The following is a 12,613-nucleotide window of genomic DNA, read 5'->3' on the forward strand; positions in this document are numbered from 1 at the left end:
CATTAATTCTTAATTACTTTAAATACACTATTTTCATTACCTCTTCTTACATCAACTATATACATTCCAGGAGGAAAATTTTCACCAAAAATATAGCTGTTTTTTACTCCATTTGTTTTATATACCAGTCTGCCATAAATATTATATACAGTTATTTCTACTTTCTCCTTCACAGTATCAAAATCCGAAATCTCTAATGTAAATTGATCCTCTGAGGGATTTGGGTATATATTTACTAAAAATTCTGGGTTTATTTCTTTGGCAATAGCAGTTCCATTTATAATGGATACTCTTCCTGAATTATCTAAAAGAGTTGCATTAGTTGCTTTTGATAGCACTATATCAAAATATTCTGTAGTTTCTAATATATTATCTGATGCAATTGATATTGTAATATTTGCTGATATAGAACCTGCAGGAATGGTCAATGTACCATTTTTTGTGGTATAATCTTTAGTTTTACCTTTACTTGTTGCAGTTCCGTCTTTTGTGGTATAATTAAATTTAATTGGTAATGCACTTGGACTAGATAAAGAAACATTAATAGTTGCTATAGCTCCTTCGTTAACACTCACATCATTAATACTTAGAGTAGGAGGGCATGCTTCATCTGTCACACCATTACAATTATCATCAATGCCATTAGCGCATATTTCAACTGCTCCGGGATGAATGTTTATATTAATATCATTACAGTCAGTACTATTGGCGACATAGCCTGATGGTAATGAGCATGCCTGTATCGTGTTTGCAATATTGCCAAAACCATCACCGTCTAAGTCACGAAAATAAGTAATGAGAGGAATAACAGTAAAATTACTAACACTTAATGCTACTCCTCCAGGGGTAGTTACTTCTATTAATCCAGTTGTACCAGCCCCAATTGTTGCAGTAATGGTTGTAGCTGAATCAACTGTAAAAGTTAACACATTAATGCCTCCAATTTTAACTGCAGTAGCGTTTGTGAAATTAGTTCCTGTTATAATTAATGAGCTTGTGTTTGCACAACCGCTGCTTGGACTAAAAGAAGTGATAGTAGGCGGAAAAACCGGGTTATTACGGAATACCGATACGGTATAAGGAGCAGAACCGGAATTAGCTACCGCAAGGTCAGACATGCCGTCTCCATCCAAATCTCCTATGGCTGCACTAGCAGGCAGCAGACCTGTGTTAAAATCCACTTTAGCAGCAAAAGAATCCAATCCAATATTGCCAAGGGTAATCGTATTTCGATATATCGATACAGTATTGGAATTTATATTAGGTACCGCAAGATCAGGTTTACCATCTCCATCCAAATCGCCAATGGCTACACTATAAGGTTGCGAACCTGTCGCAAAATCTACTTTGGCAGCAAAAGAATTCGCTCCAATACTGCCAAGGATAGCTGTATTACGAAATACTGATACGGCGGAGGAACTATAATCAACAGTAACAAGCTCGGGTTTACCATCTCCATCAAGATCTCCGATGGCTACAAAAAGAGGTTGTGAGCCTGCATCAAAATCTACCTTGGAAGCAAAAGAATCCACTCCAATGCTACCTAGAGTAGCCGTATTTTGAAATACTGATAAAGAGGAAAATTGATTAGCTACTGCAAGTTCGGGCTTGCCATCCCCATCCAAATCGCCAATAGCTACACAATCAGGGTATCCCCCTGAGGTAAAATCTACCTTGTCACCAAAAGAGCCTATATCAATACTGCCTATGATAGCCGTATTACGAAATACAGATATTGTACTAGACCAATGATTAGCTACTGCAAGCTCTGGCTTGCCATCCCCATCCAGATCATTGATGGCCACACTAATGGGGCCCGAACCTGTTGTAAAATTTATCATGGGTGCAAAAGAACCAGAGCTAATGTTGCCTGGGCTAGTAGTATTATGTAATACCGATACGGTATTGCTATCAAAATTAGCTACAACAAGCTCAAGCTTGCCATCCCCATCTAAATCACCGAGAGCCACACCACGAGGGCTTGTGCCTGTGACAAAATCTATTTTTTCAGCAAATGATCCTGCTTCAATATTGCCTGCGGTAGCAGTATTTCGTAATACTGATACGGTATTAGTACCATAGTTAGTTAATACAAGATCAGCCTTACCATCTCCGTCCATATCACCAATAGCTACACTATAAGAGAAGTTATCTATGGTAAAATCTACTTTAGGAGTAAAATCAGCTGACGTAATACTACCTTTGTTAGGCGTAAAAGTTGGAGTGAAATCAGCTGAACTATAAGCAGCCAAAGCACTTCCTGTATTTAATACAGTTATAGGCGCATAAGTCGCTCCACTTGGTACTGTTACCGTTAAACTTGTTGTCGTAGCAGCTGTTACCGTTGCTCTTGTAGCTCCAAAAAATACCACATTGTTCGAAGTCGTACTGTTAAAATTTGTTCCTGTTATTGTTACAGTAGTTCCAACAGTTCCACTTGTAGGACTAAAAGAAGTAATTGTAGGCGGAAAAACCGGGTTATTGCGTAATATTGATATGGTACTCGAACCACTATTAGCTATTACAAGTTCAGGCTTACCATCTCCATCCAAGTCCCCTACAGTAATACTTTCGGAGTTGTTGCCTGTATTAAAATCTACCTTAGATGCAAAAGAATTTATACCAATATTACCAAGAGTAGTAGTATTACGCAATATTGATACAGTACCCGGATTAATAGTATTAGCTACCGACAGATCGAGTTTGCCATCCCCGTCCAGATCACCAATAGCTACACTGGCTGCATTTGCATTTACAGAAAAATCAACTTTTGCGGCAAACGAACTGGCATCTATACTACCGGGATTCGTCATATTGCGTATTACAGAAACAGTAGCAGAGCTATAATTAGCTACTGCAAGCTCGGGCTTGCCATCCCCATCCAAATCACCAATGGCAACACTTTGGGGTAATGAACCTGTGGTAAAATCTACCTTGGCAGCAAAAGAACCCGCTCCAATACTGCCAAAGCTGGTCGTATTGCGAAATACTGATACGCTGTTGGAACTATAATTTGCTACCGCAAGCTCAGGCTTACTATCACCATCCAGATCACCAATAGCTAAACCATAAGCAAAATTACCTGTGTTAAAATCTACTTTTGAAGCAAAAGAATCCACTCCAATACTGCCGGGACTAGCGGTATTGTGATATACTGATAAGGTATTAGAAATTCCATTAGCTACCGCTAGGTCAGGTTTACCATCACCATCCAAATCGGATATAGCTACACTTAAAGGATCGCTACCTGCTGTAAAATCTACCTTGGCAGCAAATGAGCTAGAAGTAATGCTACCAGGGTTAGCCGTATTATGTAATATCGATATGGTTGAAGAGCCTTCGTTTGCTATTGCAAGATCAGGTTTACCATCCCCATCCAAATCACCAATGGATATACTAATGGGACCAGAACCTGTGGTAAAATCTACCTTGGGCGCAAAAGAACCTGTTCCAATACTACCACTATTGCCTAAATTTCGAAATACCGATACGCTAGCGGAACTTTGATTAGCTATAGCAAGATCAGGTTTGCCATCGCCATCCAAATCGCCTATAGCTACAAAAATAGGATTTAAACCTGGGCTGAAATCTACTTTAGGAGTAAAATCAGCTGCGGTAATACTACCTTTATTAGGTATAAACGTTGGGGTAAAATTAGCTAAACTATAAGCAGCCAAAGCACTTCCTGTATTTAAGACCGTTATAGGAGCATAAGTCGCACCGGTAGGTACTGTTACCGTTAAACTGCTCGTTGTAGCAGCTGTTACCGTAGCCTTTGTAGCTCCAAAAAATACCACATTGTTCGAAGTCGTACTGTTAAAATTTGTTCCTGTTATTGTTACAGTAGTTCCAACAGTTCCACTTGTAGGACTAAAAGAAGTAATTGTAGGTGTAAACTGCCCATATTCTATTAATGCTCCATAGGCAGGGTTTCCTCCATTTGATCCATCGAAGTCTCTAAGCTTATTGTAAGTATTTGTGGTAGGGTCATATGAAAAAACAACACCATATTGGCTACTGCCACCATATTGTGTCATTCCATAAAGCTTACCGTCGCTGGCCTGTAAAAGGCTTCCTTGAGGAGCATACCCTTCACTACTATTGAAATCCATGAGTTTGGCAAAAATGCCCGTTGTAATGTCATACGAAAAAAGAACACCAGCTACGCTGCCCCCACCTGTAGTCATTCCATAAAGCTTGTGATTGCTGGCCTGAACAAGGCTGCCATGAGGATAAGCTCCGTTACTGCTATCGAAATCGTTGAGTTTGGCATAAATTCCAGTAGAAGGGTCATACGAGAAGACAACGCCATAATTACTACTACCCCCTTGTAAAGTCGTTCCATAAAGTTTACCGTCGCCCGCCTGAACTAGGCTGCCATGAGGATAGGCTCCGTCGCTACCATTGAAATCTTTCAGTTTGGTATAAATGCCAGTCGAAAGCTCATACGAAAAAATAACTCCGGTTCCGCCACTTCCTCCTTGAGCAGTCATTCCATAAAGCTGCCCATCGCTGGCCTGAACAAGACTGCCATAAGGATAAGCTCCGTCACTATAGTTTAAATCCTTGAGTTTTAAAAAAATACCCGTTGAGGGGTCATAAGAGAAAATAACACCGACTCCATTACTTCCTCCTAAAAAAGTCATTCCGTAAAGCCTACCATTGCCAGCCTGAACAAGACTGCCATAAGGAGAAGCCCCGTTGCTATTATCGAAATCCTTGAGCTTGGTATAAATGTCTGTTGCAGGATTATAAGAAAAAATAACACCTTGTCCTATAGTTCCACCATGCGTAGTCATCCCATAAAGCTGGCCATTGCTGGACTGAACTAGACCACCATAAGTAATTGCCCCGTCGCTGTTAATGAAATCCTTGAGCTTGGTATAAATGTTCGTGGAAGGTGTATAGGAAAATATAACACCATATCTACCGCTTCCTCCTGCACTAGTCATTCCGTAAAGGTTTCCGTCGTTGGATTGTACAAGGTTTCCGGAAGGAGACCCCCCATCTGTATAGTTGAAATCCTTGAGCTTGATATAACTACCCGTTGAAGGTGCATAGGAAAATACAACACCGACTCCACTGGTGCCTCCTTGTGTCGTCATCCCATAAAGCAAACCGTCACCGGCCTGAACAAGGCTGCCATAAGGACTCGCTCCATCACTATTATTGAAATCCTTTAGTTTGACATAATTGTCCGTTGCAAGGTCATAAGAGAAAACAACACCAAACCCACTGCTGCCACCTTGGCTAGTCATGCCGTATAGCTTTTCATCGCTAGCCTGAATAAGACTACCTATTGGAATAGCCCCGTCACTATTATTGAAATCCTTTAGTTTAGCATAAATGCCCGTTGAAGGGTCATACGAAAAAACAACACCGTATCCTCCGCTACCTCCCTGAACAGTCATTCCATAAAGTTTTCCATTGCTGGCTTGAACAAAACTGCCATCAGGATTAGCCCCATCACTACCATTGAAATCCATGAGTTTGGCATAAATACCCGTTGAAGGCTCATACGAAAAAATAACACCTTGTCCACTGACGCCTCCACTTTGAGTCATTCCGTAAAGTTTTCCATTGCTAGCTTGAATTAGACTTCCCAAAGTATAACTCCCATTACTGTAATTGAAATCTTTGAGTTTGGTATAGATATTCGTTGAAGGCTCATACGAAAAAATAACACCATTATTTCCACTGCTGCCCCCTTGGGAAGTCATGCCATAAAGCTTGCCGTCGCTGGCCTGAACAAGGCTGCCTCGAGGGTAAGCCCCGTCGCTACCATTAAAATCTTTGAGTTTGGTATAAATGCCAGTTGAAGGGTCATACGAAGCTATGACACCAAAACCAATACCTCCATTTTCAATCAATCCATACAATTTACCGTCAGTAGCCGTACAAAATGAATTAAGAAAAGGAAGACGTCCCATATCCTGAAAAATATAATTTGCGGTCAAACTATTTGTTGATATGTCATATTTTGAAATAGTACCGTTACCTCTATTGGTTGTTCCATATAAAACTGGCTGTGCAGTCATTTGACAACATAAAGCAAATAAAAACAGGAGTATTAGTTTTTTCATTTGAACGATTTTTACATTAGAAATTATAATTCATTTAAAATCAATTGATTTTAGTTAAGCTTTTCATTATGACATCGTTTTTATTTATAACAGTAATTTTTAAACCGTTACTAATAATTTCGTTACATATCCAGTATGATGCTAAATACATCAAAATCCAATTAGTGAACATTCCTTTTTGGGATGGAGTGTTCTATTTTTCTTTTAAACGCAGGTTGCCAATGTAGGGGTTTCCGATATAGGATTTATTTCATCTACCTGGGGATGGTAAATAGTAACTTTTTTTGATAATTTAATATTGTTGCACTAAATTACAAAACACTGTAAATCAATTATTTGATAACATTAAAGTTAAGAAAGTGCTAATCTAATATTCTTAAAATTATATTAAAATTAATCAGTCATTTACAACTCGTTTTTAGAATAAATAGTCACCATCAGTCGTTTTATTGTGGTAGATTCTTATAACGAAGTAGGTCCATTAAAATATTATACCGAAAATAATTTTGATACACTATTTAGTCCAGAAGAGCAAGAAAAACAATACACAGGTTTAAAAGTTGATTTAACAAAAATCAATTATATTGGAATAAAGCAAGACGGTTTTTAAACTTCCAGAAACCCAGTCAGACAAGCTTCTTACAAGATTAATATACTTCGATTTAATTGTTCTTAAAAATAATTTCAATTGCCTCATTCATCTGCACGAAACCCTCATTTAGCCCAAGTATTCCTATATTCATTTTTCCCGCTTACTTCATAGCCTAGCTGTAGAATTAATTTCTTTTTCTAATCAACATATTCCTAACTTTATATCTTATTTTAAAAAGGTGTTTTTATGGAAACTATTGAATTGACCAGAAAAGAACTTTACGACTTGGTTTGGGAAAATCCATTGTCTAAATTAGCAAAGAAATATAACCTTTCAGATAACGGCTTACGAAAAGTTTGTAAAAGACTTGACATACCATTACCAAAAAATGGTCATTGGCAAAAGATTCAATTTAATAAAAAGGTTATTATTGAAAAACTTCCTGTAAATAATAAAGTAGAAACATCTATTACATTAAATTTCAGAGAGGATTCTGAAACAATCATAAATGGAGAAGGAAACGAATTAAATCAACTTACCAAAGAGCTAAAAACCTCATTAAAGAATACTATTATATTCCCCGAAAAACTAACAAAACCCAATCAGTTAATTATTGATGCTAAAAATGATTTAAAAACAAAAGAACCTTTTTTATATCATAATATGAAAGGGCTTGTTACCACTTCTACTGGTATACTTAATATTACTGTTGCTCCAAAAAATGTAAAAAGAGCATTATTGTTTATGGACATTTTTATAAAAGCCTTACAAAAGAGAGGTCACAAAATAATTGTAAAAGACGGTACTAAAATAGTAATTGATTCTACTGAACTAAAAATAGAACTCAGAGAAAGATTAAAAAGAAAAATTGTAAAAGGAACATATAGTGATTATACCGAATTAGAACCTTCAAATCTTTTATCGTTCAAATTAGATGTTTACCCAACAAAAGAATGGGCAGACACCAATACTAGTCAAATAGAAGATAAAATCCCTAACATAATAGCCAAATTAGAATTACAAGCCATTAAAGAAAAACAAGATGCAATTGATAGAGAAATTTGGCACAGAGAATACGAGAGAAGGCAAAAAATAGAACAAGAATTTAAAGCCAGAAATGAAAAAGAAATAATCAAAACCAAAAAACTCTTTTCGGATGCAGAGAAATTCGACAAAGCTACTATTTATAGAAATTTCATCAAGGCTACCGAACAAAAAGCAATCCAAGAAAACAAGCTCACAGAAGAGCTAAAAGAATGGATAAAGTGGGCAAACGACAAAGCCGATTGGTTTGATCCATTTACTAACAAACAAGATGAATTGCTAAATGAAAACGACAGAGAAGATTTTCATAAACCAAAGCAACAAAACTATTATCACAGATAGTGTCAAAACAACATTTCCGTTACAACAACACGGGCAATCAAGCGGTCTCTCTTCGGTCGTTCACTTTGTTCCGTTCGGCTGTTCCAGTCGGTCGTCGGCTGAAAAAGCCTCCTCCCTCCGTTCCACAGGCACTACACAGCACTAAAAAAACAGCAGCTTGAAAATAAGCAGCTATTTTTTTGCGCTGTTTCGTTCCTCATCTTCACACGTTCTCTACCCTACGTTCGGCAGGGCTAATGCATCCACAATACCGCTTCATTCCGTTTCGCTTCGTAAACTACGCTGCACTGCATTCCAGCAGTATTATGTCTGCCGCCCTTTATTTTTTCAGCGGTTGCTCCTTCGCCCAGCCATCGGGGTTGGCGCCGTTCCGTGAAAAACGTCACTTCGCCCTAAATCAAGGAACGCCCCGAAAAGGGGCTGATTATACTATTTTCCCCGCCGTTTCACGCTCCTAGCCCTTCTCTCCACTTCGTCCCGCAGAAAAAGCGGGACTACGCTACGTTCCCGGTCTAGGGTGGCTGTTCGATTGCCGCAACACCGCCACTGCGCTCCTCGAAAAATAATTATTTCCGCTATCGCTACAATTATTATTTTCTGCGGTGCTTGGGGGTGTTTGATTGCCAATTCCATAAGAACGCTCCCAAAAAAAGGAAAACAAGAACGCCCCTCTTCCAAAAAAAATAAAAAAAAGAAAGTAAAGGTAAGCTCCGGTTTCAAAAAGTAAAGTTCAAGCCCTGCGGGTTTTTAAAAAAATCTCCACCCTTGAATTTCCATAACAACAGTCGATTATACGATGATGTTTCCGATTCTTAAGAACGATTAGGGTAGTATTTTTTCAAAAAAACTTGACTCCTTTTGAAACCTACATTAACGCGAAGACTTTCTTTTTTTTCTTTTTTTCTTTTAAAAATAATATGGTATAGAATGAAATGAGGAACCCGAGTGACAAAAAAACATTCAAGTATTTAAAATACTGGGAATCAAAATGGAATAATTTTGTGAAAATATCACAATGATAAAATAATTTAAAGCCAATTAACATTACTCCATTAATAACAAATAGTTTGTCAATACATATTTCACACTTAAATGCATTATAAGTCATATATGTTTGCGTATTATAGACAAAATAGCGCAAAATAAAAACCCTCTCTTTCGAAAGGGTTTACTTTGCAAATATTGCAAACTTACAAACTGATGGTCTTTTTAGAAAGTCTCTTGAATTTTCATGGCATTACCGGCGTTGAATAAGTAATAATTTGAACCTACCTTTTGATAAAACTCTATTCCAATACTTCCTAAAACAGTAACATTTGTTGTTAATGTTGGTGTATTGGGTAACGTAGTAATAACATCCATCAAAGTTGTAACAGAGTCAATCGCCATATATAAAGAATATGAAATCTTTGAAGTTTCATTTAATAATGGTTCTGCAGGCTCATATGATCCTGTGGCTGGATTAAAAACAAAATCTGAAAGTACAGATAAAGCATTGATTATTCTAAAGTGTGTTGCACCTGATGGAATATTTAAATAGTTCAATGGATTAAATGCAGGAACACTTAAAGTACTTTCATTTCTGTCAAGATTTTCAATTAAGGTAAATGGAGCAGAAAAAACGCCATTAAAAGAAATATTTCTATTGAAATCTAAACCTTTTAAATATTGTGATTGTTGAGAAACCAAAACAGCTCTTTGTCCTCTAGCTTCTGAACCATCCTCAATATTGATTTTTTTCATAATTGCAGTAAGTCGTCCTGTTAGCTGGCTATCAGACATTTGTTTCATCAATGCCGACAAACCAACTCTTAATGATTTACCCGCATTTGCACAAGCTGCAAATTCGCTCATATTTTCACGAGTACGAATAAAGCCTGGTGCAGTTTTTACTTGTTCCGCAGTTGGTCCACCTTTTAGACCTGCAAAGTAACCTTCGTTACCTTTAATTTTGAAGTGTCTCACTTCCCCTAAAGTTCCGACATATTTAATATGTCCTTTCTGTCTTGCCATTTCTATATGTTTTAAATTAAAAATATTTATTAAATTTACACGACAAGATATTAATAATCAACCACTTACTAAATGCAATCTGAAGCATTCTAACGCTAATGAACTTATGACAAGAAATATTATTCTGAAAGTGAAGAAATTCGTAGATGGAGACGGACTTATTGCAGAGGATTATCTAACAAAAAGAGAATTTGAAATTCGATTATATGGAATTGATGCACCGGAAATCAACTATTGCAATAAGATTAAAAAAGATGAAAAAGAACTTCAAATGCCAGCCACTCTATTAATCAAATTGGGATACCTTTCATTTAACTTTTTAAAAGACCAAGTTAACTTGGGCGATATTTGCACATTGGTACAAGAACACAATAACTTGGTAGATAAATATGGTAGATCATTAGGATACCTAATACTAAATGACGGTAGAGTTTTAAACGAAATAATGATTAAGGAAGGATATGCGAAACCTTATAGCGATGTATTCTGTAAAATGCTACCTTTGTACCAAGAATGGAGTTTACAAGCTAAAAACACATCAAAAGGACTTTATTCTTTAGTGAGCAAATTCTAATAGAAATTGTTTATTATTGCCTTGTATTTATGGTTTCTATCGATTATTTGTTGGCTATTTGTTGCCCAATCATCGTTAAGTACTGTAAATATTGGCTACTTCAAATATTGTATCGGGAAATAAAAGTACTTTCTTTAACTATCCTTAACTTTCTGTGATGGCTAAGTTAGCATGTCCACTCCATTATTGAAAAGACACGGGAGAAATCAAAGAAGTGCAGTTTTTTGTTGTTCCGGAATTAGGTGGTCATTTTGAATTGGAATCAGGTGCTCACTTTAAATTAGAATTGGGTGGTCAATATCACTGGAATTTGCAAACTGGCATAGAAAACAAAAATACAAATATACTTGATATCGCAAATGTAAACCACTACAAAACAGGAAATCAAATCAAAGCATTGCTGAAAGATTTTTTTAAATGTTTTGTGATGATTATTAATATAATTTACTAACTTTATATGAATATTTGTAGAGTACAAATGAAAAAAAATCAGATAATATTAATCATTACCCTTGGCATTTTCTTAATGCAAAGTAATTGCTTTGCGTGTGGAAGAAATAAAATTAGTACTGAAAAAAATTGTTGCAAAAAAGAAACCGCCTCTAACACCGAAAAAAAATCTTGTTGCGATAAAAGCGATAATTGCAAAAAAGAATGTCGCGGTAAATGTGGACATTTTGGATGTACAGCCGTTTCGATTCTTCAGTTTACTATGATCAATACTTTTGATATTGATTTTAAAAATAACAATTTTAGTTTTTCTACCAAAAAACTAAAATTTTATCAATCGGAATCCTTCGTTTCTTCTGGATTCTATTCTATTTGGACTATCCCAAAAATAAGCTAAATTCCAATTTTTGACGGCCATAATTATGTCAAATTGAGAGCAATTCCCCCTTAAAATTATTTATTTTTCTTGCTAATTACAATTATTAAATCATAGTTTAATTACTATTATTTAGTTCTTCTATTTAGAGTTATTCAAACAGAATATTGGTAAACACTTATTAAAAAATAATAAAGTGATATCAAATAAATTACAAAAACATTGATAGCAATCCATATTGTTTTCAGTGGTAATCGCCAATGTACTAATTAGAAATACCAAAACTAAAATACAAACTTTTTATCAATATTGACTATTTACAAAAGCAGGTAGATTTAACAAAAACAATTAAAAATCAATTTTGCAATTCTTCAATTAATGTATTGTGACAAAACAGCAGAAACAATCAGGTTAAATTTTAAAAAATTAAAGATGAAAACATTAATTATCGTACTAAGCGTATTCTTAGCAGTAAATTCATTGGCAAAAGCTCAAGAGGTCGCAAAACCTCTGCAAAAGGAAGTTCAAAAAGCAAGTTACACTTGCCCTATGCATCCTAATGAGGTGAGCTCTGACCCTGGAAAATGTGCCAAATGTGGCATGGAAATGATAAAAACTACCGAAAAAAAATATAAACATGCTGTAAAGGGAAGTCAGGCAGGAATTGAAATTGTGACTAAATACGTTTGTAAAATGGATGGTACAATTTCTGACGAACCAGGAAAATGCCCTAAATGTGGTATGGATATGACTAAAACTGACGTTCAAGAAACAACTTACACTTGCCCTATGCATCCTAATGAGGTCAGCTCTGACCCTGGAAAATGTGCTAAATGTGGCATGGAAATGATAAAAACTACCGAAAAAAAATATAAACATGCTGTAAAGGGAAGTCAGGCAGGAGTTGAAATTGTGACTAAATACGTTTGTAAAATGGATGGCACAATTTCTGACAAACCAGGAAAATGCCCTAAATGTGGTATGGATATGACTAAAACTGACGTTCAAGAAACAACTTACACTTGCCCTATGCATCCTAATGAGGTCAGCTCTGACCCTGGAAAATGTGCTAAATGTGGCATGGAAATGATAAAAACTACCGAAAAAAAATATAAACATGCTGTAAAGGGAAGTCAGGC

The 12,613-nt window shown here is 36.2% G+C and carries 7 protein-coding genes; 5 read left to right on the forward strand and 2 right to left on the reverse strand.

The window, feature by feature from the left end; genetic code table 11:
* Positions 1-2: 2 nt before the first annotated feature.
* The gene (locus ACM55F_RS15820; RefSeq protein WP_416854800.1) at positions 3-6,083 is read right to left on the reverse strand and encodes a choice-of-anchor tandem repeat GloVer-containing protein; all 6,081 of its coding nucleotides are present in this window, start codon (positions 6,081-6,083) and stop codon (positions 3-5) included.
* 451 nt (positions 6,084-6,534) lie between these two features.
* Here ACM55F_RS15820 and ACM55F_RS15825 point away from each other — a divergent pair, with 451 nt between their 5' ends.
* Both ACM55F_RS15825 and ACM55F_RS15830 read left to right on the forward strand, forming a co-directional pair.
* Positions 6,535-6,693, forward strand: a complete 159-nt coding sequence (locus ACM55F_RS15825) for a hypothetical protein (protein ID WP_416854801.1) — start codon at positions 6,535-6,537, stop codon at positions 6,691-6,693.
* Positions 6,694-6,921: 228 nt separating this feature from the next.
* Positions 6,922-8,061, forward strand: a complete 1,140-nt coding sequence (locus ACM55F_RS15830; protein WP_416854802.1) for a hypothetical protein — start codon at positions 6,922-6,924, stop codon at positions 8,059-8,061.
* A 1,209-nt stretch (positions 8,062-9,270) separates the two neighbouring features.
* On the opposite strand, the gene ACM55F_RS15835 is transcribed toward ACM55F_RS15830, so the two are convergent.
* Positions 9,271-10,074, reverse strand: a complete 804-nt coding sequence (locus ACM55F_RS15835; RefSeq protein WP_416854803.1) for a hypothetical protein — start codon at positions 10,072-10,074, stop codon at positions 9,271-9,273.
* A 106-nt stretch (positions 10,075-10,180) separates the two neighbouring features.
* On the opposite strand from ACM55F_RS15835, the gene ACM55F_RS15840 reads away from it, so the two are divergent.
* From ACM55F_RS15840 to ACM55F_RS15850, 3 genes are all read left to right on the forward strand, one after another.
* The gene (locus tag ACM55F_RS15840) at positions 10,181-10,648 is read left to right on the forward strand and encodes a thermonuclease family protein (RefSeq protein ID WP_416854804.1); all 468 of its coding nucleotides are present in this window, start codon (positions 10,181-10,183) and stop codon (positions 10,646-10,648) included.
* 214 nt (positions 10,649-10,862) lie between these two features.
* Positions 10,863-11,099 (forward strand): hypothetical protein, encoded by a 237-nt coding sequence (locus ACM55F_RS15845; protein ID WP_416854805.1) that lies wholly within the window; start codon positions 10,863-10,865, stop codon positions 11,097-11,099.
* A gap of 807 nt (positions 11,100-11,906) precedes the next feature.
* Positions 11,907-12,613: heavy metal-binding domain-containing protein (locus ACM55F_RS15850; protein WP_416854806.1), on the forward strand; the 707-nt coding region annotated here is incomplete at its 3' end.

The organism is Flavobacterium melibiosi (genome assembly GCF_048158545.1).
Lineage (GTDB): Bacteria > Bacteroidota > Bacteroidia > Flavobacteriales > Flavobacteriaceae > Flavobacterium > Flavobacterium melibiosi.